Source organism: bacterium, assembly GCA_035527515.1.
Lineage (GTDB): Bacteria > B130-G9 > B130-G9 > B130-G9 > B130-G9 > B130-G9.
Genome location: DATLAJ010000114.1, coordinates 90,637 through 117,481, shown reverse-complemented (window position 1 = coordinate 117,481; position 26,845 = coordinate 90,637). Strand labels below are relative to the sequence as shown.

The 26,845-nt window shown below is 56.3% G+C and carries 18 protein-coding genes; 2 read left to right on the top strand and 16 right to left on the bottom strand.

Annotated elements, in window-relative coordinates; translation table 11 throughout:
• The 3 genes from VM163_09165 to uvrB all read right to left on the bottom strand — a co-directional run.
• Positions 1 to 316, bottom strand: a 316-nt coding sequence (locus VM163_09165) for a nucleotidyltransferase domain-containing protein (GenBank protein ID HUT04045.1), incomplete at its 3' end; no start/stop codon positions are given.
• Entirely contained in the window at positions 298 to 678 is a 381-nt protein-coding gene (locus VM163_09160) for a HEPN domain-containing protein (protein HUT04044.1), read from the bottom strand. The genes VM163_09165 and VM163_09160, both read right to left, overlap by 19 nt.
• Before the next feature lie 149 nt (positions 679 to 827).
• Complete coding sequence (gene uvrB, locus VM163_09155) at positions 828 to 2,861, bottom strand: excinuclease ABC subunit UvrB (protein ID HUT04043.1); 2,034 nt, start codon at positions 2,859 to 2,861, stop codon at positions 828 to 830.
• A 737-nt stretch (positions 2,862 to 3,598) separates the two neighbouring features.
• Here uvrB and VM163_09150 point away from each other — a divergent pair.
• Positions 3,599 to 4,159, top strand: coding sequence for an LptE family protein (locus VM163_09150; GenBank protein ID HUT04042.1), 561 nt, complete (start codon positions 3,599 to 3,601; stop codon positions 4,157 to 4,159).
• Positions 4,160 to 4,426: 267 nt separating this feature from the next.
• On the opposite strand, the gene selB is transcribed toward VM163_09150, so the two are convergent.
• Complete coding sequence (selB, locus tag VM163_09145; GenBank protein ID HUT04041.1) at positions 4,427 to 6,406, bottom strand: selenocysteine-specific translation elongation factor; 1,980 nt, start codon at positions 6,404 to 6,406, stop codon at positions 4,427 to 4,429.
• A 236-nt stretch (positions 6,407 to 6,642) separates the two neighbouring features.
• Here selB and hemW point away from each other — a divergent pair, with 236 nt between their 5' ends.
• Entirely contained in the window at positions 6,643 to 7,785 is a 1,143-nt protein-coding gene (gene hemW / locus VM163_09140) for a radical SAM family heme chaperone HemW (protein HUT04040.1), read from the top strand.
• A 485-nt stretch (positions 7,786 to 8,270) separates the two neighbouring features.
• On the opposite strand, the gene VM163_09135 is transcribed toward hemW, so the two are convergent.
• From VM163_09135 to VM163_09080, 12 genes are all read right to left on the bottom strand, one after another.
• A complete protein-coding gene (locus tag VM163_09135) occupies positions 8,271 to 9,470 on the bottom strand; it encodes an XRE family transcriptional regulator (GenBank protein HUT04039.1) in 1,200 nt (399 codons plus the stop codon).
• A 191-nt stretch (positions 9,471 to 9,661) separates the two neighbouring features.
• The gene (locus VM163_09130) at positions 9,662 to 10,978 is read right to left on the bottom strand and encodes a malic enzyme-like NAD(P)-binding protein (protein ID HUT04038.1); all 1,317 of its coding nucleotides are present in this window, start codon (positions 10,976 to 10,978) and stop codon (positions 9,662 to 9,664) included.
• Positions 10,979 to 11,145: 167 nt separating this feature from the next.
• Positions 11,146 to 12,915, bottom strand: coding sequence for a right-handed parallel beta-helix repeat-containing protein (locus VM163_09125; protein ID HUT04037.1), 1,770 nt, complete (start codon positions 12,913 to 12,915; stop codon positions 11,146 to 11,148).
• Positions 12,916 to 13,172: 257 nt separating this feature from the next.
• The gene (locus VM163_09120; GenBank protein ID HUT04036.1) at positions 13,173 to 14,330 is read right to left on the bottom strand and encodes a glycosyltransferase family 4 protein; all 1,158 of its coding nucleotides are present in this window, start codon (positions 14,328 to 14,330) and stop codon (positions 13,173 to 13,175) included.
• 3 nt (positions 14,331 to 14,333) lie between these two features.
• Positions 14,334 to 15,509 (bottom strand): GDSL-type esterase/lipase family protein, encoded by a 1,176-nt coding sequence (locus tag VM163_09115; protein ID HUT04035.1) that lies wholly within the window; start codon positions 15,507 to 15,509, stop codon positions 14,334 to 14,336.
• Positions 15,496 to 17,193 (bottom strand): carbamoyltransferase C-terminal domain-containing protein, encoded by a 1,698-nt coding sequence (locus VM163_09110; GenBank protein ID HUT04034.1) that lies wholly within the window; start codon positions 17,191 to 17,193, stop codon positions 15,496 to 15,498. The genes VM163_09115 and VM163_09110 overlap by 14 nt, the downstream gene beginning before the upstream one ends.
• Positions 17,193 to 18,059: a class I SAM-dependent methyltransferase gene (locus tag VM163_09105; protein ID HUT04033.1), complete on the bottom strand. Its 867-nt coding sequence runs from the start codon at positions 18,057 to 18,059 to the stop codon at positions 17,193 to 17,195. The genes VM163_09110 and VM163_09105 overlap by 1 nt, the downstream gene beginning before the upstream one ends.
• A 121-nt stretch (positions 18,060 to 18,180) precedes the next feature.
• The gene (locus tag VM163_09100; protein ID HUT04032.1) at positions 18,181 to 18,342 is read right to left on the bottom strand and encodes a hypothetical protein; all 162 of its coding nucleotides are present in this window, start codon (positions 18,340 to 18,342) and stop codon (positions 18,181 to 18,183) included.
• 233 nt (positions 18,343 to 18,575) lie between these two features.
• The gene (locus VM163_09095) at positions 18,576 to 20,033 is read right to left on the bottom strand and encodes a radical SAM protein (protein ID HUT04031.1); all 1,458 of its coding nucleotides are present in this window, start codon (positions 20,031 to 20,033) and stop codon (positions 18,576 to 18,578) included.
• Positions 20,034 to 20,211: 178 nt separating this feature from the next.
• Positions 20,212 to 22,800, bottom strand: a complete 2,589-nt coding sequence (locus VM163_09090) for a hypothetical protein (protein HUT04030.1) — start codon at positions 22,798 to 22,800, stop codon at positions 20,212 to 20,214.
• A gap of 232 nt (positions 22,801 to 23,032) precedes the next feature.
• The gene (locus VM163_09085; protein HUT04029.1) at positions 23,033 to 24,244 is read right to left on the bottom strand and encodes a PQQ-binding-like beta-propeller repeat protein; all 1,212 of its coding nucleotides are present in this window, start codon (positions 24,242 to 24,244) and stop codon (positions 23,033 to 23,035) included.
• Positions 24,245 to 24,622: 378 nt separating this feature from the next.
• Positions 24,623 to 26,806, bottom strand: a complete 2,184-nt coding sequence (locus VM163_09080) for a two-component regulator propeller domain-containing protein (GenBank protein HUT04028.1) — start codon at positions 26,804 to 26,806, stop codon at positions 24,623 to 24,625.
• Positions 26,807 to 26,845 lie beyond the last annotated feature (39 nt).

Below are 26,845 nucleotides of genomic sequence, written 5' to 3'. Positions count from 1 at the left end.
GGTAGATCACGATGCCCTCCCGCCTCGCCATCTCGATCCTCAGCGAGGTATCATCATTCACGACATCATCCTCTGTGACTGGAGTTGGCTCAATTCGATAATCGCCGTAAATTCTCAACTCCCAAAGTAGTCGGTTCCATTTCTGCCAATCTCTACCGAATTCCTGGGAGACGATGAAGACGTCTATATCACTCCCTTCGTGCTCCTCTCCCCTTGCGCACGAACCAAAGAGTACAGCGTAACTGGCAGGGACCTGATGTTCGTGCAGAATGCTCAGATACCTCTTAACCGCGCTGGCTATTGCTTGATCAACCATTCAAGGATCCTCTCCGCCTCATGGAAATCTCGCATCGCCCTTTCAGGATCAATGCCGCCTCGTCTTGCATCAGGATATCGCCCGGCAAGTTGATAAAAATCCATACCTGCCAAGAACCTCATCTTTTTCTCGTCAAACAAAACATCCGTTCTAGATGCCAGCTCACTCAGGTTATGAATGCGAGGCGGTGGTTCACTGGTGGACCTGAATACAAGAGCTTTCAAGGTCTTTTCGAGTGCCAAGTGAGCTAAGAACACTGCATTGCGAAGGTTGCCCAACAGGAGCGCATGGCGTGCAAGATCCATATCCTCCTTGGCCTCATCCAGCCATTGCTTAACGTATCCTCCCGTGTTAGCTACCATGTTCTAAAACTACCACAACAGACAGGCAATACCAAGCTCTCGAGCGCGCTTAGTCCGCACCGGCGAAGCCCAAAAGGAACCCACCAAAAACATGGCCGTGTGACCGGTATCGCGCTCAAAGCCGGGGGTGATACCCCCAGCATAGACATCTATCCTAATGTCTGAGACCGGACATTACTCTTCTTCGGCAACACCTTACTGTGCCGCTTGCGAAGCGCTAAGAGCTTGTCGCGGAGCTTGGCCGCGCGCTCGAACTCGAGCTTCTCGGCCGCCTGAACCATTTCCTGTTCTAAATCCTTCATATATGTAGCCTGCTCCTGGTCGCTCTTGAGCCCAAACTCTCGCTCATCGGGCTTAAAAATCGGAATCGTGTAGTAATCCGCCTCATAAACAGCACTCATTGGCTCGCTTATCCGCTTCTGGATCGTCTGCGGTGTGATCCCGTGCTCCTGATTGTATTCGAGCTGTTTCCTCCTCCTGCGGCTAGTCTCGTTCACCGCGGCCCTGATGCTGTCCGTCAACTTGTCGGCGTAAAGAATCACCTTGCCATCGACATTCCTCGCGGCCCGGCCCATCGTCTGAATGAGGGAAGTCCTTGACCGCAGGAACCCTTCCTTATCAGCATCCAGAATTGCGACCAAAGATACCTCCGGCAGGTCTAGCCCCTCACGCAGAAGGTTAATGCCAATCAGGACATCGAACTCCCCTTGCCGCAGCTCCCGAATTATCTCTGTCCGCTGGAGCGTCTTCACCTCCGAATGCAGATACCTCGCCCTGACACCAAGCTCACAGTAATAGTCGGTCAAGTCCTCTGCCATTCGCTTCGTCAGCGCTGTAACCAGCACCCTTTGCTCTCTATCAACGCGCTCCTTTATCTCGCCCAAAAGATGGTCTATCTGTTCTACCGCGGGTTGAAGCTCGACCTCCGGGTCGCAAAGCCCCGTCGGACGAACTACCTGCTCAACGATCTCGCCCCCCACAAGCCCGAGCTCGTAGTCCGCCGGCGTAGCAGAGACATAGATCGACGGGCCTCGTCGCTCGTTGAACTCCTCAAAGAAAAGCGGCCTGTTGTCGAACGCTGATGGAAGCCGGAAGCCGTATTGGACCAGCGTCTCCTTCCGCGACCTATCGCCTCGACACATCGCCCGAAGCTGCGGAACGGTAGCGTGGGACTCATCTATCACCAGCAGAAAATCACTTGGGAAAAAGTCCAGCAAAGTCGGCGGTGGCTCCCCCGGCCTTCTCCCCGTGAAATGCCTCGAGTAGTTCTCAATGCCTGAACAGTAGCCAACCTCGCGGATCATCTCGAGGTCGTAAAGCGTCCTGCTGCGCAGCCGCTCAGCCTCCAACAGTTTGCCCTCTCGCTCGAAGTAATCCAGACGTTCCTCGAGCTCCTCCATGATCGTCTCAAGACCTCGTTCAACACGCTCTGGTTGAACAACATAGTGGCTTCCGGCGTAAACGGCCAAGCGATCGGCATGAGACAGGACGTGCCCCGTCAGTGGATCGAAGAACGTGATGCGCTCGACCTCGTCGCCATAAAGCTCAATCCGAATGGCTCTGGACTCATAAACAGGGAATACCTCAATCACCCCACCCCGAGCCCGAAATGCGCCTCGGACAAGAGTGGTGTCGTTGCGCTTGTAGTGCATCTTCACCAGCCGCTCGAGGACCGCATCCCGGTCGTAGCACTTGCCGCGGTCCAGAAGCAGTATCATGTCAAAATAGGCCTCCGGAGACCCAAGCCCATAAATGCACGAGACGCTCGCAACAATTATCACGTCCCGCCGCTCAAAAAGCGACCTAGTCGCCGAATAACGGAGCCTATCTATTTCCTCGTTGATGTCTGCGTCTTTCTTAATATAGGTGTCGGTTACAGGTAAATAGGCCTCAGGCTGGTAATAATCGTAATAACTAACGAAATACTCGACCGCATTACTCGGGAAAAACTGCTTGAACTCCGTATAAAGCTGCGCAGCCAGAGTCTTATTATGAGAAAGAACCAGCGTCGGCAGGTTCACTCGCTGGATGACGTTCGCTATCGTGAACGTCTTGCCAGAGCCGGTAACACCCAGAAGCACACTGTCCTTCGCCCCTGTCTCCACACGGGAAACCAACGCGTCTATCGCCTCCGGCTGATCGCCAGTGGGCTCAAACTCAGATACTAGGTCAAAACTACTCATCACGCAGCAACACGCATCGAAGAAGAACAGCGCACGAGATATCCACCTTTTGTCACCTCAAGACCCATAACTACCCAAAGCCCCAGCAGTACTGTCTGGCCTTCCCTCCAAATCCCAGTCCAAAATGTTACCGGTTCATTGCCTGATCAAGACTATAGAGCGACATCCGCCTCGACGCAATAAGGGTGGTCCCCCAAAAATCAGATTGATCGTTTCTGAAGTTGAGCTCTGAAGCTGGCTGCCACATAGGCACGGGAGTTCATGTCGAAAGCCGAGTTGCTGCCTCTTTCACCTAACGGGTGCGAACGAGGGGTGCAGGCTGTAATCCCCGACAGGGGATACCGTGGGTAGCCGTGCGTGCAACGCAACGGGGAGGTTAGAATGGGGGGGATTGTGGCGTTATTCGCACCGTCAGGCTACGCCTGCGGCTACCCATGGTCTGCCCTTCGGGCACGAGCTTCTGCCCTCCATCCGCGAGGCAGCCGCAACGTTCCCCGCTCCAATCTGATTATTGGAAACGACGAGCGAGGATAGGGGCGACGCTTGCCCCAATGCCAATTCACAGGCCGTCACAGTCTCAGCAACACCCATCCACGTGCCCAAATACCGCCGGAAGACGCAGTTGCCGATTCTGACCACGCCCAGGGACGTCAGAGGCTTGACAAAACGCCAGCGACTGGGTCTGATCGATCGGCATTGGTTCGGTGGACTTTAACACATATCGCTTGAGTTGAGTTATGAGAAGAGACATCGCCTCGACAGTGCTCCTTGTTTTGGTCAGCCTGCTTGTTGGCTGCGGCTACAATCTCGTGGGCAAAGGCGGGGCGCTGCCAAAACATGTGAAGAGAATTAGCATCCCTGTCTTCAAAAACGAGACGCTGGAGACCGGCCTTGAGGCGCTGGTCACCGACGCGGTTGTCGAGAGTTTCATGAAGCGTGGTGGGCTTGAGATTACTGAGAGCTCCGCTGATGCCCGGCTCAAAGGCACTGTTACGAGCTACAAGTTGAAGCAGCTCTCCTACAACAGTGAGGGCGTGGCGAATGAGTATCGTGTCTTGATAGATGTGAAGGTTGAGCTCACCGACCTGAAGAATGAGAAACCGCTCTTCTCCGCCTCGAAGCTGTCAGTCGAAAAAGACTACAAGGTGGACGAGGTCATCTCAGGACTTTACCCACTCAGCCCTGACCACGAAGCAGGCAACGTCAGCACGAGGCAACAGGCGCAGCAAAAGGCGTTGAAGATGGCGGCCGCAGACCTCGCCAGCAAGATCACATCTGCCATACTCGACACCTTCTGAGCAGTGCTCGGCACATTTAGGGCAAACTGCTCTATGATTACTCTGGCGAAAGCGTTCCTGGACGAAATCATCGATCTTACGACCGATCCGGCAAGCACACAAAGAGGCACTAAGAGAGAAAGCATCTTCGTGTTCCTTCGTGTTCTTCGTGGATAAATCTTTAGCTTGCAGCGGATTGATTAGATGGGAGGGTCCACTAAGGACACAAAGAGGCACTAAGAGAGAAAGCATCTTCGTGGGCCACACACGCAGAATCGGCCACTGTTCTCACTTCAGGTCCGCCAGGTTGCCGGCGCCGCGAATCCTAACGTCGCCCTCGCGGCGCGTGATCCCAAGGCGGTCAAGGTATTCCAGCACGGGGACGACGAACCTTCTGCTGCTCTTCAGGAGGTCGCGGGCTGTCGCGACCGTCATCGTCTTATGTGTCGCAAGGTGGTCCAGAATGGTCTTGGCGACGCGACTTAGGCCATCGGTTGAAAGCAAGAGCTCCGGCGAGACCCTAACCGCGTTCTTTGACTGCACGAGATAGTTAATCACTTCACGAAATACGCCCGGGGTTGCGCCCGCGACTTTGCCCTGAACCTCGTTTAGGGCGAACCCCATCTCGACCGGATTCGTGCCCGAAATCTCAAGCCTGCGCCGGAGTAGATCAGCGATCTGTTCTTGCTCTGCGCTCAAACTCGAGGAATGTGACGCAAGGCGGAGCAGCGTTCCGTCCGCAACGACCTTGCCGGAAGCGACCGCGCGAGCGAGGATGTCGGCAAAAAACTCCTTGAGAACAGGATGTTTAAGTTTGCTCAAGAGCGCACGCTCCTGCATGCCTGCGCGCAGCGGGAAGCTCGCATGGTATTCCTTCAGCTGTGCGACTAGTGTGCGCTCGAGGCCTTCGGCGTCGTGGGAGCACAAGAATCTCTTGGGCGTGCTGGACAGCTGAAGCAAAGCGCCGTCCTGCACCAGCGACGCAACTGTAAGCTCAGCCTTGTCCTCACGAAGGCCTAACTGCGTGGCGATTTGGCTCAGAGTGGGCAGGTCGGGGAAGGCGCTTTTGACGAATACGGCAACGCGGTCCGCCTCTGAGCCGTCCTTCATCGTGCGTAATTGCTCGACGAGCTCACCTCTCAACTTGAAACGCTGCCGGCTGCTCGCAGTGAGTATCAAACCCCCGCCGATCACGTGAGCAGGCGAATACGTTCTCAGCACGAAGCGGTCGAAACACAACGCCACAACCTCCTCCTCGAGCCTAACCTGCGCGAACCCATCGAGCCCAGCGCCAAACATAGCATCGCCGATCGGAAAGACCCGACCAAGCGACTCCTTCGTGCCGACGTGGAACCTTATCCTGGCCCCGGGCTTGAGCTCGGCCTTTTCACTCCGATTGAGCAAGAGATGCACGTCGAAAACATAGCCCGGCCTGAGCACATTTGGCACGCTGAGAACATCGCCTCGCCTGATCTCACTCTTGGCGACCTTAGGGAGGTTTATCGCCGTCCTATGCCCCGGCAGCGCCTCGGGCACCAGAGTGTTGTGGGTCTCAATCCTTCGGATTCGTGTCCTCATCCCGTCGGGATAGACCTCAACTGCCGAGCCCACTGACGCACGCCCCGAGATGACTGTCCCCGTTACAACTGTCCCAAAACCCTGAATCGTGAACGAACGGTCGATCGGCATCCTGAACGTCCCGGCCACGGAATGCCCAGGAACGCGGTCAACGAGGCGCACGATCTCGCGAAGAAGCTCGTCAAGGCCTCGGCCTGTCTTGGCCGACGTAAGAACCACGGCAGCGTGCTCCAGGAAAGTGTCCTTGACGAAACCTCGAACGTCATCGCGGGCAAGCTCTACCTCCTCATCCGACACAAGATCGGCCTTCGTGAGCGCCACAAGCCCCGACTTGACGCCCAGAAAACGGCAGACATCGAGGTGCTCCACCGATTGCGGCATCACCCCCTCATCGGCCGCAATGACGAAAAGGACGATGTCTATGCCCGACGCGCCGGCGACCATAGTCTTGATAAAGCGTTCGTGGCCTGGCACATCAACGATCCCAATCCTCCTCTCGTCCGGCAGGTCAAGATAGGCAAAGCCAAGCTCTATGGAAATGCCTCGTTTCTGCTCCTCCTTCAGGCGGTCTGTGTTGATGCCCGTGAGCGATTTTACGAGCTCGGTCTTACCGTGATCGATATGGCCTGCCGTGCCCATGACGAGCGACACGCGCTTGGCTGCGGCGACCTCGTGCTTGTCTTCACTCATTCTTACGTTGCCTCCATTCAAGAACCATAACAGTAGCCTAGCCGGCAGTCTGAATCACCATTTTTTCGCCCGACTAAACCTAACCGCCAACTTGCCTCCGATAACAGCCTCAGGCCACGGTGTTCTGGCGCCGCTTAACAGGCCAGCGCCAAGGGCCAACTGAATGATTGCTAACGTCGCGTCTAACTAATGACAGGGGTTGTGTGTTAGCAGGCATCTGGCTAAGGTTACATGTTATGAGACCAGTTGGCGTCTATGTCCATATCCCATTCTGCATCAAGAAGTGCAAATACTGCGATTTCGCGTCGTATCCAATCGCTCAGCAGAACGTCCCTGCCTACTTCGACGCCCTCATCGGAACAGCCCTGCCAAGCGCCGCAGAGCTTCTGACAACAACAGCGAGAGCCGCAGAGACGATATACATCGGCGGCGGCACTCCGACAGCTGTTGCCCGGAGCCACCTCACCGAACTGCTCACCAGCTGCCTCAAGATGCTGCCAATATCGGCAGATGTTGAGGTTACTGTCGAGAGCAACCCCGGCACGGTGGACACAAGATACATCTCTGAGATTCTTGCCTGCGGCGGCCGCAGGATCAGCGTGGGCGCTCAGAGCTTCAACGACAAAGTTTTGCGCTTTTTGGGCAGAATACATAGTGCCGACCAGGCCCGAAGCTGCATCGAGAATGTCCGCGCGATGGGCTGCCGCAATATCAACATCGACCTCATCTACGGCACTCCCGGCGAGTCGCTCGATGAGCTGATGCGCTCGGTGGAGACTGCGGTCTCGCTCGCTCCCGAACACATCTCCGTCTATGGGCTCTCGATCCCAGAGGGCACAACCCTTCACAAAAGCCTGAAAGCTGGCCAGTTCGCCTTACCTTCCCCCGACCAACAGCGGCAAATGTATGAGACAATACGCGACTCGCTCCACGCCGCCGGTTTTCTCCAATACGAGGTTTCCAGCTGGGCCAAGCCCGGTTTTGAGTGCAGGCACAACCTCAATTACTGGCGCCGGGGCGAGTACATCGGCCTCGGCTGTGCGGCAAGTTCATACCTCGACGGTGTCCGCCGCAAAAACGTCGATAATGTCGCTGAGTACATCGAGCGAGTGGCCAACGGCGGCAGTGCGGTCTGCGAGGCGGAGAGGTTGAGTGGGGAGGAGCGAGTAGAGGAGGCGATCATGCTTGGCCTTCGGCTTCGTGAAGGTATTAGCCTTAGCAAGTTGCGCAGAGATGAGGGGATAGACCTAAAAAAGGCCCGACAAGATGAATTACAGAAACTAACCAACGCAAAACTCATCAATATCCAAAACGACGTCCTCAGGCTCACCGACGACGGCGTCCTCGTCGCCGACGAAATTATAGCCTGGCTGGCTTGACACGAGTTCAGATGCATCCAGCAACGCTTCGGCAAAACCATGGAAGAACGAATCTCAGTATTCAGTCCCCCTGAAAAGCCCCAACCAAAACCTATTGTGTGTTCTTATTCTCTCTCGCTCTGCAAACCGGGCATTCGTAGCCGATACAAACGACTATTGCCGCCAGTATTTCTTTGAGCTCAGAAGCTGTAACGATTCCTATTTTGTTGCGGAATCGTCTGACGGATAGTGATTTCACCTGCGACGCGTCAGCTCCTGATTCCTTTGTAAGCCCGGTCTTGTCACTGATGAACAGGGGAAACATCCACCGACAGAATTGGTGGTGCGTTTGCCACTCGGTAACGGGGACAACGATTCGCAGACTTTCTCTCCCCATGTGCTTTTCATTGACGACTACGGCAGGCCGGGTCTTCTGAATTTCCGAACCGGTTGCTGGATCGAAGCGAACATACCAAATCTCACCCTTCTTGGGAATTCGCGCCCCGTCAGTCAAGCAGATCATCCTCCCCAAAAGCCTCAAAATCGTTTAGCTCAGGATTCTCTTGGTAGGCCTTCTCCGCCATTTTGGAAGCTTCTGCCATGAGCCTGCTGCGCTCGCTTCTGGGAAGCTTCAAGAACTCAGAAGGCAGGTTTGCCCTGCGTGGTTCGGGCTCTTCCTGCTCAACACCCGCTGTGCAGCCGGGGCAGAGTTCTTCTGCCATCCAGGGCGTGATAATACCCTCGGACAAGGCGCGAAGCGTCAGTTGCTCAAGCCGAGTCGGCTCCTCATTCCCGTTGAAGCCCACGGGCTCTTCCTTGCGCCATCCTCTGTAAGCAAACTCCTTGAAAGCCGCCTGAAAAGCATAGCTGCTGACGATCCCGAGGTCGCGGATGCGAAAGACCAATGCCTGCATGCTGAGACCGTATTTCCTCTTAAGAAGTGCAAGCTCATCCAGGCTTATCTTTGCCCTTTGCCTTCCCAATTCGTGGAACACCGCGTCCTTGACGGCCAGAAGCGCCCCGGCAAACCTGTGAGCCAGCCTCTCCTCCTGCTTCAGCTCCGACCCCTCGGTGTCCATGACTAGGTGCCCAAGTTCGTGCCCAAGATCGAAGCGGAGCCGATCATCAGTAACATCCCGATTCACAACGACTAGAGGGAACCCCTCGTTCACATAGCCGGAGAGACCGTCGAAGCGAACGTCCCCCATCGGGTACTTGACGACGATGCCGCCGTTGTTCTCGATTATTTGGGTCAGGCTGTCGATTGGATCGTTACCAAGCTCCCAGCACGCCCGAAGGTCCGCCGCCGCCTGTTCCGCCTGGTCTCCAGTTGAGACCTTGCGGCGCTCGGGCAGCCTTGGCAACTCATTCGGAAAAAGCGTTTCCTGAAGATAGATCTGCCGCTCGGCAACCGACTGCGCGAACGCCTCAATCTGCTCCCTCTGACGTTTGCCGAGGCGCGACTGGCACCGATAGCCCGCCCAGGTTATCGAGACCTGCGGCTCGGCCATGAAGTAAGACGGCTTCACCGAGAGCGCGCTCCCCAACAGAATCAGGGTCGAGGGGAGCGGCGTTCGCTTGCCCTTCTCATAGTTGGAAAGACACTGCTTCGATATCGACTCGCCCAGCCCCTTAAGCCGCGCGACAACGTCATCCAGCGAGAGGCGTGCGGCAAGTCGTGCCTGCCGTATGCGTTGACCAATCATATCACTCCTCCCATCCTGACAAGGTTTTCAATTGTGGCTGTCTTGCAGCCGTTTACAAATATGTAGTAAAACGATCCATTTGTCAACAGTAAACACCTGCTTCACCAGACGCAATCTAGGTAACTCGCGCCAAGAGCCGGTCAACAGCAAGTCATTTCCTGTAACCCAGAAAGTAACCTTTGCGGTGTAGATTACGTGCTAAACGGATGTTCTCTAACGTATCGCTCCGAGAAGGCGTAGCGTTTCTCGAGGACCTCACGCAGGTAGGCGGTGTAGCGATAGACCTGCTCCGGATCAACGTCTATCTGGGCAACGCCCGTCTCCTGGGCCGCCTGGGCCACGGCCCGCGCCTCGGTCGGCATCGCTCGCGGGTCAACAGGGCTGGCGATTACGTAATCCTCCCGCAGCTCGTCATCCCCGACAAGCCCCGCAAGCGCATTGGCCGCAGCGATGAGCATCTCCTCGTTGATATCGCTCGCCCGGGCCGAAAGTGCGCCTCGGAATATCCCAGGGAAGCCGAGAACGTTGTTTATCTGGTTGGCATAATCTGAGCGGCCCGTCGCAACGATACTGGCGCCTGCCGCTTTAGCCTCCTCGGGCATTATCTCAGGTACCGGGTTGGCCATCGCAAAGACTATCGGGTCCTTGGCCATCGACCGAACCATATCGCCAGAGACCTGGTTTGCCACAGAAAGGCCGAGGAAGACGTCAGCGCCGCGCATCGCGTCGGCTAGCGTGCCCCTGATCATCTCAAGATTCGTCCGCTCGGCAATCGCATCCTTGTAGGCGTTCATGCCAATTGACCGGCCGCGATAGATGGTTCCCTTCGTGTCACATAGAATGACGTTCCTTGCACCAGCTCGCATCAGAAGGCCCGTCACTGCAATGCCGCTGGCTCCAGCGCCGTTGACGGCAATCCTGACCTCTGACAGGCTCTTGCCAACGATCTTCAGTGCATTTACTAGACCGCTCAGAACGACTACCGCCGTGCCATGCTGATCGTCGTGCAACACCGGTATCGAGAGCTCGTTCCTAAGCCGTTTCAGAATCTCGAAGCAACGAGGCGCGGAGATGTCCTCGAGGTTGATGCCGCCCACGCACGGCTCCAGGAGCTTGGCGAACTCGACTATCTTGTCAGGGTCTTTTGTCCCGATGCACAGGGGAAACGCATCAACGCCGGCGAGCATCTTGAAAAGGACCGACTTGCCCTCCATAACAGGCAGACCCGCCGCAGGGCCAATGTCGCCGAGCCCAAGGACAGCTGTCCCGTCCGTCAAGATTACTATTGTGTTATCCCTTGCCGTATATCGATGCACCTCGTTTGGGTCGCGCTCAATAGCGCGGCACACCTCCGCTACCCCGGGCGTGTACGCCAGCGTCAGGTCCTTCGCATCGCGAACCGGGACCTTGCTCATAATCTCGAACTTGCCCCCTCCCCCGAAGTTGTCTCGATGATACTCGAGCACCTCGTCTGTCGTGTATCTGACAAGCTCCATCGGTCTGGTCAATTGCGGCTCTCCTTTCATTCCTTAATCGCTTGAGACAATCGCCGGCGAGAATAGCAACCGGTCTGGGAAACGCAAGGAGGCTCGTTGGGCCACAAAAGATGGCCTGCTCTGCACACAGGACACCAAAAACGAACGCGAAAGGCTATCCTCTACCTATGCGCCAAATTCTAATGGTCGAGTTGGCTGGCGACCGCGAACCGAAATGAGGCCGGATAGCCGATGGGGTCGGTTGTTCCAGGGCTAAAGAGCGCGATGAAGAACATGTATTCGCCAGCGGGCAGGTTATAGGGTATCTCGAGCTTCATAAGGACCGTTGGTCCGAAAGAGAAGCCGTGTTCCAGGACCAGGTCAGAGACCCATGGCGCGAGCCCGAGCGTAGCCCCGTGGTTAGTAAGGCAAATGACCTCACCAGCCGGCCCAACGAATCCTGCACACACATCGACAAACACCGGCAGGCCATCGTTGCTCGCCGCAACGATCGGTCGTAAGCACCCGCCCAGAACGTAGGACTCGGCATCCGGCCAGGCGTGGACCCGCGGCATGGCAACCGGCACGTGATAGCCCATATCGACAATCCCGGTGTCAGAGACGTTGTCGGTCCGTGTGGAGTAAAAAGCCATTCCAAGCGTGCTGGCCGAGTCGCTGCCGGCGTCAATACAAGGACTCTCCGAGGCCTGTCCTGCGGCGGCCTGGCTGAGAAGATAATCGCATCCTTCGCCCAGCACATAGAGCGGGTCCGCACTGATGTTGCCGGGGCCATCCATGAGTTGGTCCTGGATATCCGAGAACGAGGCAGTGGCCAGCATGAGCTCGTTGTCGCGATTGCCCCAGAGAATGCTATCGACAATGATTGCCCTGCCACCGAACGCGCAGCATAGGCCGTCGCCCTCGACCCCGGCCCGGTTGTCTGCGACCGTTGTACATCGAATCTCTGGCGCTGCCGACGACAGCTGAACGCCGCCGCCAAAGCGGGCCGTCTGATTCTGGGCGATGAGGCAGTTCTTGATGACCGGTGAGCTCTCGTTGAGCAGGATGCCACCGCCATTGTGCTGCGCCGTGTTATGGAGAATTCGGCAGTCCTCAATTAGCGCGTTTTCGACATTGTTGAAAAGGATGCCGCCGCCATCGTAGGCAGCGTTCCCCGTCATCACGCAACGTCGGACAACCATTGATTCCCCCCCATAGCAGTGAACCGCGCCACCCATGCTAGCCGTGTTACCCATGAATGTACACCCCTCGATGAGGCCCTCTCCGAAGCAGACTTCCACCGCGCCTCCATCCTCGCCCGCTTCGTTGGAGTCGAACAAGCAATCGACGACAGTTACCTTTCCAGAAGCGATTGCTCCCCCGTAGGCCTCTGACCTGTTCGCGATGAAGTTGCAGTCCAGAATGACCGGACGACAGTCCTCCGATATACCGGATAGCCCGGCTCCGCTTCCGCCGGCCTTGACAATACGATTTCTGATAAAGGTACAGCGCTCGACGATCGGCGAGGAGCAGAGGGCAAATATGCCAGCGCCGTCCCCCTCGGTCTTACCGTTCATGATCACAACGTCAGAGATCGTAACTTGCCGGGCGATGATACAATAGATGACTCTATCAATGCCTTGCGCATCAAGGATCGTCTTGAAATCACCGCCAGCCCCCTTAAGCGAGACGTAGTCCCGCATCACGAGGCCAAACAACTCACCGGCAGCCGGCGAATATGTGCCCTGGGCGATGCAGATCGTGACCGGGTTAGAGGCCGAGGCCTCCTGCTGCACGCTGTCCAGCGCGAACGAGATCGTTCGCCAGGCGTCGCTCTCGGAACGACCGGAGTTAGAATTGCTCCCAGCGTTGATATCGACGTAGTATTCGCTAGCCCCCACAAGGCCCTGGGCTAATGCCACTTGGACTAATACCAAAACGATCAGAGAAACTAGCGCCTCTTTTGCCATGATCACACCTCGATCTGCGCCCAGTCGAAACGAAATACCACAGTTATGTGTGAATTGAAGTTAGCCGGCTAGACATTCTTTGTCGAGCGGTTCTTCTCTCCCAGCCACATAGACCTTGCCCTTAAAGACCTGTTTCATTAGGCCCGGGGCCGCGGCCTACGAGCGCTTGCAGGGCCGGCTGTCGGTCATCATTCCGCGCTGACCGCGAAGGGGGATGAGGCGGTGCGAAGGTTGCCGAAACCTGACACACTCGGACCCTACTTGGCCACCTCTTCATAGAGTCTGATGAACTGTGCCGTCATTTCCTCCACCGAGTGTTGCTGCGCACCCAGTTGCTTACCCCGCCTGCCAAGACGACCTCGGAGCTCAGCGTCCTGGCCAAGCTCTATTAGCTTCTCTGCAAGAACATCAGGCCTCATGGCTGGAACGAGGAATCCGTTTTCACCGTCAATGACCGTCTCCGGGACCCCGCCCACTCGATAGGCCACTACGGGTAGTCCCGACATGGATGCTTCGGCCACTCCTAGGCCAAATGGCTCCCTGGAAGATGCGTGAACCAGCACATCGCTCGCCCCATAGACAGCCCCAATATCATCCTGGAAGCCCAATAGTCTGATCCTGCTACTGATCCCGAGCCTGCTGGCCATGGCACGGACCCGCTCAGTGAAATGCAGGTTCTCCATCGGTGCCACAACCTCCTCACCCGCGAAGGCGAAAAAAGCCTCGTCCACCTTGCGGCAGACAATTCCCGCGGCGTCCAGAATGTCCAGAATCCCTTTTTGCGGGTGCAATCGTGCGACACAGGTATAGAGAATCGCCTCGGTCGGAATACCCCAAGAACATCTCCAGTCGTCTCGTGATATGTTATTCTTCAGCCTATATCGCTCGATCCCGTAGGGTATCATGACGACCTTAGCGGCTGGAAAGCCGTAGTCGTTCACGATCGTGGAGAGCATGTGCTCACTGAATAGGGCAAACTTCCTGCAATTCGCTATAACATACCGCCTCAGTATTCTGAAGACGGCTCTCTTGGACGCCCTATGAGCTTCCGGATACCAATGAAGGGAGCACAGCACCGGAAGTCCTCTCCGCCTGGCAGCCAGAAGCGTGAAGAAAGCGGCCCAAGGTGCGTCAGCATGTATAAGGTCGGGGAGAAACTCATCCATAATAACGCCCAGGTTCTTGACCTCTCCGAAGACCGGCGAAATACGGACATAATCCCTCTTCAGCTCGTCCAGCCGGTTGCGGGTTACATCTATGCCCGAGCTTCTAAGCATCTCCGAATAGCGGTTGGGCGAGGGGATAACGGCGATACAATCCACTGCTCGACGGGACAGCTCTTGCAGGAGACCGCACATCGAGATCTGCGCACCCCCAACGAAGCCATCCTCCCCGACAAACATCACCCTCGTCATATCTCAAGTCGCTGCCTGGGTTCTGGACAAGACGGAAGTCCGTAGGGTCTCGACGAGACTACCAGCCACGAATTGACCGATTATCCTGTGTGCCAGCTCATTCGGGTGAGGATCGGCTGGGTGTACCCAGAGCTCACGACCCTTGAAACCCTGAAGTGCGTCAAGAGGATCAATCACGGATACTCCGTGGCCTTCGCATTCGCTCCTGATCGTGGAGTGAACGCCCCTCCACGGATAGCCCCCATCAAGCTTCCATAGACCGGGCAAGATGACAACCACGGGCACAACATCATGCTCGTGGCAAAGCGAGGCCATCTCCGACACAGACCCGCTCCACAAGTTGAATCCTATGTATCGATCCATGAACAGACCTTTTAGATAGTCCTCAACCCTGATGAACCTATACACCTGACTCAAATGGTAAAGAATGTACGAAAACTCCTTCAGACGTTCCCTCACTTTGTGCCTCAGAGGCGCATCGAGTCGCACCATCTCCCCGTCCTTGCCAATTGCGATGCTTCCCCATAAGAGAGTGTCATCCAGACTTACACAGAGCAGAATCACGGACGGTGAGAAGGCAGGGACTAGCCTCTTCATCCACGCGACTGACTGCATCGTGTTGTATCCGGGGACCCCGGCGTTGATCACAGATACTGCTCTACCGAGCGATGCATCTTCGTTCAGTCGGCGCTCGATCTCGCTAGCGAAAGCACTCCCGTATGAGACGCCCTCCCCAAACACGCTCGAATCGCCAAATATGATGAGATGCAAATCGGCAAGAGGCCCCGGCGTGCCATCCTCCGGAATCCTATGCCCGAGAGGTCCGACCCTCGCCGGCCTGACGAAGTCTTCTCCATAGGCGTTTCGGCCAGAATAATAGTACCTGTATGAGATGTCCGGAACGAACTCGAACAGTCTCTCATCTGCCGTGAGCCTGAAGATATTGGAATCGTGTGCGCGGGGCTTATATCCCACTGCCCAAATCCAAAACTCCATAATCACGATAGCGATCCAGACGTAATGCCGACTGCCTGATACCACGATTAAACCGGCCAGCGCCGCGCCTCTGACGATGTAAATGCGCCACATCTCGCGGACGAGGTCTCGAAAACCACGCCTCAACGGGCTCGGCTTGCGGAAAAAACAGATATTGCGAATATAGTGTCTAAGTTGACTCATCCGTTGATTGCTTCTCGATGAATATGTTCTCCATAGCAAGGCAGTCCATGCCGGACTCCATGAAGCACTTCAACGCATCGCGGGGCGTGCACACAATTGGCTCCCCCTTCAAGTTGAACGACGTGTTCAAAAGCACCGGCACACCCGTGAGCCGACCAAACTCCAGGAGGAGCGAGTGATACTTCTGATCGCACTCTCTCGTCACTGTCTGTGTTCTGCACGTTCCATCTAAATGCGTGACAGAAGGTATGTCATTTTGCTTCTCAGGTCGGACTTTGAATACGAGCATCATGAATGGGCTGGCAACGCCATGCTCGAAGTAGTCGTGCGCGACTTCCGCCGGGACAGAAGCGGCGAATGGACGAAACGGCTCTCTGAATTTCACCTTTGAGTTGACTATGTTCTTCATTTGGGGATTTATCGGATTTGCTAGTATGCTCCTGCCTCCCAGCGCTCTGGGACCGAACTCCATCTTCCCCTGAAACCAACCCACGACCTTGTTATCGGCTAGTCTTCTGGCAACGGTGGACAACGTCTCCTCTTCGCCAAGTCTCTTGAAAGGCAGCTTCCTAACTTCCAGGAACCGGGCTATGGAACCTTCTCTGAATGCAGGACCAAGTCTATCTGAGACCATGGGTCGCGGTCGGGGTCTGCCAAGCAGCTTGCACGAAGCATAAAGGGCGGCGCCGAGTGAGCATCCGGAATCCCCGGCGGCGGGCTGAATGAAAATGTCATCAAATCCCCCGTTCTCAAGAATACGACCATTGGCGACGGTATTAAGGCCAACACCACCTGCGATGCAGAGATTCTTCTGGCCGCTTCGCCTCCTAAGATTCGTGACGATGGAGATGAGAGCTTCCTCGAGAACTTGTTGGGCAGTTGCAGCAAGGTCTTTGTGTCTCTGCTCTATGGGCTCATCCGGCCGTCGCCTGGGGAAAATGAGTTTCTCCAGACGCGGGGAAACCATCCTGGTGCTCCTGTCAAACTGGAAGTACCTCATGTCCAACGCGAAACTCCCATCGTCGTTTAGCCGTATCAGCTCGCCTACCTGCCGGCGGTATCCCGGCTCACCATGGGCGGCAAGACCCATAACCTTACCCTCACCATCCATGACCTCGAATCCCAAAAGATAAGTCATTGCGCTATAGAACATCCCGAGTGAATTGGGGAAACGGACCCCGCGGTCGAGCACCACTGACTCTCCCTTACCAATGCCTGTACAAGTCGTGTAGGCTTCCCCAACCGCATCGACGGTCAGCACAGCTGCCTCCTCAAATGCCGATGGATAATAGGCACTGGCAGCGTGGGACAGGTGATGCCCCACGTAAGCAAATCGACAATCCGTCCTAAGCTCCGATGCGATGCTCAACTCGGGCGAGCATTTCCGTCCCAGCCAAACCGGAAGCGCGCGGCGGAAGTAACTGTACGAAAACGGAAACGTCCTGAAGCAATCGCTCACGAATCGCTTCAGCTTGCGCAAGGGTTTTTCGTGGATTGCGACGAGATCGAGCTCTTCGCCGATGATATCAGCCTCCCGGAGACAGAACGATATTGCATTAATCGGCAGGCCTGGATCATGCTTTAGCCGAGTGAATCGCTCTTCGCAGGCGGCATAAACTCTATCCCCATCCAGTAGGGCCGCAGCGGAATCGTGATAATGGGCTGACACGCCCAGTATCCGCATTAGCGCTCCTCCTTCAGAGCAGTGACCACGAAATAGCCCGATTCAACTGGACGGACCATCCAGAGAAACTGGGTGAGCGCAAATGTCATTCGTCTCAAGAGATGAGATTCGGAGCCAGCTTGCATGAATAAACACCTTCCGGGCACCGGCCACCTTCTCAATACGTTTGGCAAAAAGCGAACGAAAGCCAGCCCAGCCTCGGTCAGCCATCGATGCGCCGTCGAGAGAGAGATACAGACTTCGTGTGGATTCCTGTACTGATCTCTGAACCAGCTGTTGACTGTGCCGGCGGATACTCCGTTAATGTCCCTTCGATAGAAATGTCCAGAAGGGATCGGCTTGTGGTCCGAGCCCTTTCTCCATAGCCACCGACGCAGCCGATGAACAGCCCGTCCATATCGATTGTAAAGTCCGATGGAAGCCTTCCCGCCTGTCCTCAGAAGGCGAGAGATTTTGACCAAAGCCTCCAAGGGCCGATCGGTATGATGCACAACGCCATGGCAGAACAGGTAGTCAAATCCCGCGTCTTCAAAGGGCAGGTTGAATAGGTCGGCCTGAACGAAGAAGATATTTCTCAACCCAAGTACACTCGCCAGCTTCTTGCCCTCCAGTAACGAGCCAAGACTGATATCGACGGCAAACAAGCGCCTGTCGCCGCAACCTCCCAGAAGACAGAGCAACTGCGCCGTCCCGCAGCCTACATCGATCACACGGGCCAAAGAAGGTAACTCTCTGTCAAGCGCCCGGGCATAAATGCCTGCCCTACTATTCAGCTCGCTCGCACTGGAAATCGACTCAAAGGACACGCGCGGAAACGGGACTCCCTCGTAAAACTCTCTCACCTTGGCGGTCACTTCTGAGCACATTCTAGGAGCCTCTTTTCAGACGTATTCCGTTCTTCAACCTCTGACCTGAATCGTACCTCTTACGAAGCGTCACCATGTAGGATCGCAAGAGAATCCATGAGAAGACCATCGGTGTCTATAGCTAAAAATGAGCGTAGAAATACGGTTGAATCCAGGGCGCCTCTTTCTTGTCCCGAACGGCAATACCCAGGATCGCCAGGCAGAGGAAAAAGCCTGAAAGCGGAAACCCGGAAGTCCTGGAAAGATGTATCAAGTCAGCGAATACTCGGCTGTAACCCATCATGCCTCCTAGGTCTTTGTGCAGTGCGTTTCCATTTTTCCGTCGCCCTCATGAATATGATCCCAGGTGCATAGCCCCGATCGGAAGGGATCTTTTGGCCGTCTTCTGAAAGCGCACAACGGGCCCAGGACAGCAAAATACAGCAGGAATAGGGCCACCTCCCTCATGCCGGTCCTTATATGCACTACAAGACGGCCAACAGGCCTTAAAACCGCGATAATCGGTGATTCCATTGACTAGAGTCCTTGCATGTATTCAAGATCACCTGCACTACGAAGCCTGAAATAGGGCTTGATGCAGTCACCGAATAGTCTGAGCAAGCCCCTCAATAGACGCAAGCGATTCGGGTAACGCCAGAATAGCCGGAGTAGTCGCCGTGGGCGCGAGTAAAACCTCAGATACGCGGACAGTGTCTCCCTCGCTATCTGTTCGGTTGTAAGCTCGACAGACGCACAGATGTTCGAGAAGAAGTGGTATGAACTGAAACGGCCCAGGAACTCGTCATCGAAGCTCGCACCCTCCTCAATGGCCCACTCGCGCAATCGCGTATTGGGATATGGAACCACGCGAAAAAAAGACGCCAGGTCAAAAGGCATGTTGACTGCATAGTCAACAGTGCGCCGCAATTCTGCGAGCGTCTCGGAGGGGAAGCCTAACATGAAGAAGGCCGCGGTCAGTATTCCCTGTCTGGACGTCTCACGGATAATCCTGTCCATCTTGTCGAATTGGACGAACTTGCCAAGCTTCTCCTGGAGTCGCTCCGACCTCGTTTCGGGAGCATAATGGATCTTATAGGTTCCCACACGCCTCAGCCAACGCACCAATTCGGGCGTCATCAAGTCCGCTCTCATTCCATCCGGGAAGGCGATGTGGATCGCAAGGCCCCGCTCCACGATCCCCTGGCAGATCGACGTCATTCGACCCAGGTCCAGATTACAGATATCGTCCAGCACCTGTATCTCGTCAACACCATAATCCCTGCATAGTAGCTCCAATTCATCGAGAACGTTCTCGGCAGAGCGCGCTCTGAACTGCTTGCCGTGTGTCTTGTGGCAGTAGGCGCAATTATAGGGGCATCCCCTGCTCGTAATCAAGCCTGCATACATTTTGCCTTTCAGCGTCACCGACATCGGCAGATAGCCAGCGTATGCTTCGAAGTCGATCAGGTCCCAGGCAGGGAACGGCAATTCGTCCAAATCCTGGATGTAACCCCTCGGTTCCGTTAGCCTGATCTCGCCGCCATCTCTATATGCCAACCCATTGATTGCGTGCGGATTCCACCCACTCTCGAGACACTCTAGAAGCTCTGCAGCGGTAACCTCGCCCTCTCCGAGAACCGTATAGTCAATATTCTTGTCCAAAAGCGGCTTCTCTCTCGAAGTCGTCGGATACGGGCCGCCTATAACCGACGTACATCCTCCCGCCACAGACTTCACCGACCGAACCACTGTGTGTGCAAGGTCCGCATCCGGCGTAAGGCTACTAACGAACAAATAGTCAGGCCGGAAATGCGCGGCCTCCTCTCGCAACCTCGCGAGCGTGTTCCCTTTGAAGCCCGTGTGATACAGCTTGAACTCAAAACGTCCGGGAAAACGCTTCCGCAGATACGATGCGACGTAGAGCAGCCCCATCGGCTGAGACATGAGAGTCCCGTGAATATTGTCATGGGACCTGACCATGAGGATTCGCGGCATATCCTGTTTTCCTCTAACCGCTCCGAAACTACCGCCACTAACTCTTTAGACTCAAGTTAGGTCGCTCAAGTTCGTTCGTCAAGATGTGGTTCATCGCGATCCACAGGAATCAACGCATGATAGACCTGTTTCATTGGCCCCAGGGCATGGCCGCTCTTCCAGGACCTGCTGTCGGTCATCATTCCGCGCTGACCTCGAAGGGGCATGAGGCGGAGCGATAGACGTTCCTGATTGAGAAGGGGCCGGTGAGGCCGACGTGGAACGTGTATGCGCCGGCTGGAGCCTGCTCGGGGAGGGTGGTGTTCAGGAGGACGAGGTCGGCGATGGCTCCGTATGCAGGCAGCGGGACGTTCGCATAGTACGGCACGGGGTATGCGAAGAGCGCGAGGCCGGTCGGGCCGTTGCCATCGGGTGGGTCCGGCAGGGGCAGGGGCGGAGGCGCGAGGTCCTTCATGTCCGGCGTGTTCGGTATCGAGCCCGGCCCGGTGTAGCTCGGCCCGGGCTGCAAGAACTCCGTGCTGCCATCAAACGCAGCATAGAATATCGGAAACGGAGGCGCCGCCTCCTGAGGCGCAACGTAGAACAGCTGCCCGCTCGGCGCCTGAAGGGCCACATAGAGGTCAACGCTCGTTGAGGGCGCCATGTATCGAAAGCCTGTGGATAACCTCAGCTGGGAACCAACCTGGCTCATCATCTTGGCCCGGGGGGCTTCCGAGCAGAGCGCGCTCGGCCCCAAGACCAGAGATTCCTCCGCCAACAGGAGGCTTACCCCTTCTCCGGCTGCCCATATATTGCCGTATTGGTCCTCCGACACCGCCCCAGCGCGATTGGACAGATTGTCCTTATAGTCAAGAAGGTCCGGCAGAATCCCGTCGTCCTGGCTCCAGACAGTGAAGCGGGACCCATCGAACCGGCACAGACCCCACCGGGTAGGGTCCCCACCATAGCCTTGGTCATACACGAACCCAAAGAACCAAAGATCGCCGTGGCTGTCGAAAGTCAGCGGGCCATGAACGCCCGGGCTCCCGAATATGGTCTCCCCATCATGCTCTATTACGTGCCAATGGCTCCGCTCGAACACCGCAAGGGACCCAGCCACGTCGGCCCACAACCTGCCGGAATCATCGAGTGCGACACCCCAAATCGGCCAGCCCTCCTTAGGAGGCAATGGATGGTCCACAGACACAGGGATATTATTCCATCCCTCTCCGCTGTTAGAGTATATCCCCCCCTTAAAATCAAATGGGGTGTTGCCTGCGCCGAAGGCAAGATAGACCGTCCCATCCGAACCGACGGCGACGTCCCTGACCAGGCCGTTGCACCAGGGCAGCTCGTCCGCTGTTACCTCGCCATCTCGAATCTTATACAGGTAGCCCACGCAGGCCACATAGACCGTCCCGTCCGGCCCAAACGCAATGTCCCTCAGCCCGTGCGGAGGCGTGCACGCCAAGTACCCATCCTCCATATCCTGCGTCACGACCAACCTCCCGCCCCCGAACCACTTGTTGTTTGCATTGTCAACCTTAAGACACCAGAAAGCATTGGCATCCCGAAAATCGTCAAATACGGTGTAGCCCTCGGAGCCTAGATGCGTGATGAGCGTGCCCCAGTCGTGTATGGCGTCCGAGTAATAGTTGCAGGCAAACCAGACCCCATCCTGCCTGTCGACTCCAACCTCGAACACAGAGGACAGCCCAGAGCTCGTCACAGGCCCAGCAATCGTCATCGGACCCTGCCAACCTCCATCACTCAGCCGAAACACCGCGCTCGCGCGCCCGAGCGAGCCAAAGGCGAAAAGCGTCCCCTCCTCATCCGACGCTATATTGGACAGGGAGAAGTCGGCAGAATCCGGCAGCCCAACATCCTGCCAACGACTGCCGTCGAAGTGCGTGATGCACGTGTCAACCACGAGATAGGATTCGTAGTAGTACCCGAGCACCCAGGGATGGCGCCGCTCGTCGAACGCGAATCTCTGCCACCTCCAGCTTTGGTCCACTGGCAGTCCGTCCTCGCTGTCCCAAATCTCCCACGTCTCCCCATCAAAGCGGCCTATCCGCGGCGGGTGGCCGGGCCAACCCATGAACCATCTATTCCCGAACCGGTCAACGGCCCCTCCGGACGGTCTGAAATCTACTGGAGTGTAATAGACCTTCAGTTCGTGCCCATCGAAGCTGTATATCCTAGGTGCATCAGACATGCTCTCGCCAAATTGTGTGCCCCACAGGGAGCCCGAAGAATCCACCCCGCACCACCAAGGCCATCTGGCAAAGCCAAAATCGCCTGCATCGTAGTGTATGCAGTCCGGCCAACCGGGAGGACTCAGTCGGTAATGGGCTAGATCATTCGTATATTGGGTCCAGATCCCGCCCCGGTTATCGAGCACACCGAATCGCCCGATATCTCCAACGCCGACCCAACGCAGCCCGTCAAATGCCAGCCACGGCAAGCGGCCCTCCCTAACCGAGCAACATGTCCAGATCAAGCCCGTGTCGTCGATGTAGGCCTTCTGGACACTTGTCATCGGCAGTCCCCGGGTGGTCGTCAAGACCGTATATGCGCCTGTCTCGATGGAGCCAATCACGAGCCCACCTTCGACCACCCCGTAGAACTTCCCGTATCGCGCCTCGAAACCTGCCCAACCCCGGCACGAGCTTTCCGTCCAATTGATAATCGTGCTCGACGGTAGAATCGTCTGCCCCAGGGATGGGCAAGTGAGCGTCGCAAGCAAAAAGCACACAAACGCAGACCATAGAATCGAACGCCTCATTAGTTCTACCTCCTTATTACAAAAGATGTATTGTCAATGAGTTACCATCATTAAGTGTGTAAATCGAACTTAAACAGCTACTCCTGCTTTGTCAATTTGTTGTTCTTTGCCGTCCACATAGACCTTGCCCCTAAAGACCTGTTTCATCAGTTCCGGGGCTTCTGGGCGCTTGAACCTCCTCTCGGACACAGCCACGGGAAATGAGCACGCCTCAGCCCCATAATGTGCCAGCTCAAGGCCAAAGACAGTAAATGAAGCCCGATTTGGTCCCGACCAAGACCCTCCCATCGGGCGTTAGCGCTGACCGTCGGGACACCATCCAGCCCAGGTCTCTCGATGCCAAAATCTGTCCGGTGTCAGCGTCCAGAACGTAGAACATGCCGTCCCAGTTGCCAACGTAAAGCATCTTCTCGTCTGAAGACAACAGAGGCGAGGCCTCGACCACATCACCACACTTAACCGACCAGAGAATACTCCCGTCTGTGGCCGAGAGCGCATACACAAGACCGTCAAGCGTTGAGGCATAGATGCGTCCCGTGCCCAGCTGAGGCGTGGATTTGACAAAGCCTCGAAGCTGCGTCTCAAACAGCAGCTGATGCGTCGAGGCCGAGATCGAGAGGAGACGTCCGTCCCAGCACGCCACAATTATGCGACCTGCACAGACGACCGGAGTGGAACGCACGGCGCTCTTGGTGTCAAAAGACCACTCAAGCTCGCCGGACAGAAGGTTTAGCGCCAGCAGCTCTTCGGAATCGGAGCCAATGAACACGGTCTTGCCGTCGCTTGCGGGAGATGACTTGAACAAGTGGTCATGCCGATAGACCCAGAGCTCCTTCCCGAATGCGGGCCCGAGGGCGAAGATGCGTCCCATCCGCGCAGCAACTACGAGGCGATCGCCGACGACAAGCGGCGTCGTCAGGACCTCCGACTTCGCGTTGAAACGATAGAGCTGTTCTCCAATCTCTGGGGCAAGGGCGTAAAGGTAGTTGTCCTCAGAGCCACAGAAGAGCCGATCCTGGGCGGCGACAGGCTCGCCTACCTTGGCGCCAAACGTCTCGAAACTCCATACTGGCCTCCCGTCCAGCGAGAGGCAGTAAACGAAGCCACCCTCGCTCCCGAAATAGATCCTGTCGTGAGCCACGACTATGCCGGAGCAGATCGCCCCGCCGCTCTGGTCAACAGCTTTCTTGAGAAACGGGTCGCGATACTGCCACTTGTGCTGCGTTTGGAATGACCAGACCAGTTCAAGAGGCCGGTGAGCGCCTGGGCTTGTTGGCCCTCCCTCCTGGGTAGTCAGTTTGGGCGGCTTGAGCGAAAACGATTGGGCCGACCCCGTGGGCCCACTTGGGACTGTGAGCTTCTGCCACTCCGGATAGAGAGCTACAAGGATGACGACGAAGCCGATGGCCAGCAGAAGAAGCGCGATTCTCGAGCTGCGAAACATGGCTCCTGAGGGCCCTCTTTAGGACACGATTTCTCTGACGAACGGATATTAAGGATTGTATGTTCGTGAGGGATGCGTTGCAAGAACCTCCTTGTCTCTGAAGCTTCTGCTGAGGCAAAACAGGTGCGCACGGCGGGCCCGTAGTGAATGCGTGGAGCTCGATCTTCGCAGTGCGGCGGCTATTGTTATCGAGAGCGTGTGTCATGGTGAGCCAGGGCTGCCCCTGGCTCCTGTTTTAAGACCTTTCCCCATCTCTATGGCGCCTCTTTTGCCAGGCCTGGAGGTCCCCATAGAGCTCAGCGTCAAGGGCTTGCCTTTGGTTGAACTCGACCTCGCAGATGTCCCGGCGGGGCCTATCTTGGCCCGCCCAGTTTTCTATCACTCAGTAACCTGGAAGGTCGCGACAGCTGCTGCTCCGATGAATTTCGAGGTCGAGGCATCTGAAATCGCGCCCGCGAACGCGTAGCTGCCGGGTTCGACGATCAAGGGATAATATGACGGCAGATGAATCGATACCAGTGGGTCCATGACCATATTGGCGCCCGAGGGGATTGTGATGCCTTGCGCCCAGGGCTTCACATCGTCCTTGAGCCATCGACCCTCGGCTGTGAAGGAGTATAAGGCGCCGTTTGGGGTTATGAGGCCAATGTAAATGTCCAGGGGTCTTGTCTGGCCGGGGTTTGACAGCGAGACGACACACGAGACAGTTTCCCCTGGCCTGTAGCTGGGTTTTGAGACAGAGACATCGATCTGCGGCTCTGCTGCGGACACGAACTGTATTTCTGTTGCGCCACCAAGCGTCGCAAGCCATAGGTCTCCATGGTTGCCCAGGGTGATGTCCTGGACACGATTGTCCGCTATGCCTTCGGCCTGTGTGAAGTTCTCGAAACACTGGCCATCGTAGTGTGAGACGCCACCTGCGGTTGCGAGCCAAACGTCTCCAGAAGGGTCATAGGTGATTGCTGTTACTACGAAGTTGACAAGCCCTTCCGCCCTGCCGAACGTGGTGATTCCCTCAGCGTCCCAGCGAACTGCTCCTAGGTTGGTGCCGATCCAGACAACGCTCTGTCGGTCGGCATTTATTGAATAAATGCCGTTGGAAGGTAGGCCGTCATCGACCGTGTAATGTGTCAATTGTGAGCCTTGCAGGATGACGAGGCCTCCTTCGGTGGAGTTGTTTCCCATCAGGACCCTTCCCTCAGGATCGATAGCGAGCACGTCGATTGACGCAAACGGCAAGCCATCATCAGCGGTCAGGGAGTAGAATCTCGCTCCGTCATAAGCAGACAGGCCTTCGGCGGTCCCAGCCAACAGTACGTCCCCAAGGATGGCGAGCGAATGCACAGTGTTGCTGCAAAGACCATCGTCAGAGTTGAGCGAAGACCAGTGACCAGCGTCAAAGTGGGCAAGCCCCGCCAGGTCGGTGCCCAGCCAGACTTGGCTGCCCGGGGCCTCAACGATCGCGTTGACCTTCCCAAGTGTCCTGCCTGCAACATCGCGATATGACTGCCAAAGCCCGTCCGTTTGGAGGACTGAGAGCCCTTCCTCACAGCCGAACCAGATGCTGCCATCAGAGGTAGGAGTTACGCAGTGGACCTGATTGTCCAGCAGGCCCTCAGGAGAAGTGAGAAAGAAGGCATTGTCCTGATACCAGCACCAAAGCCCGTTTGCTGCCGTTCCGATGTAAACGTTCCCATCCGCATCGGCCGCGATCGACAGGAGCTGATCGTCGGGTAGGCCGTCTAGATAGTTGAAAGAGAGCCAACCAGGATCTGTCCAGACGGAGGCACCAAGCTCGGTTGCCGCCCATACATAGCCCCTCGGGTCGGCATAAAGATCAGCGATGACCGAACCCTGGATGCCATCATCCGATGTGAAGGGCTGCAGCACGTTCCCATCGAAGAGGCAGACGCCGGAGCCGTGGGTGCCGATGAAAAGGCGGTTGGCAGTGGCTGTCAAGCAGCTGATGTCATTGCTGGGAAGGCCGTCGTCAGTGCTCATTCTTTGCCAAGACGAGCCGTCATAGACTGATACTCCGTTTGTGGTCGCGAAATAAAGGATACCGGCGCATTCCGTAATATCCTTCACCCAGCTGTCGGCGAGGCCATCCTGGACGGTGTAGCTCTCGAAGCTCTCCCAGTCGAAGACGGTAACGCCGCCGGCCGTGCCGAACCAGACTCTCCCATCGCTAGATGTAAATACCGCCTCGACCCTAGGGCTAATGAGGCGCGAATTACCGTCGAAGCTAGACCAAGTCTCTCTGTAATTTCTGCTTGCACCTCCAAAAGTGCCGACCCATACGCCACCCGATAGGTCGAGGGCAAGAGAGAAAACGTGATTGCTAGCGAGGCCTTCTGACGTCGTGAATCTGTCGCTTGAGCCATTTGGCATGCACCACCGGACTAGGCCGCCGTCCGTCCCTGCCCAGACGAACGGGCCGTCAACAAGTATCGCTTTCGTGATGACATTGATGTTCGTGAACGTCTCTAGTTTCATCGCCGGCGAGCACGAAGGCAGTCCTAAAATGCCCGCCAACAAGACCGCAACAAGAAATCTTCTCATCGCTAACTCCTCCCTTCTAGAGCTTTTGCAGCCTATTCA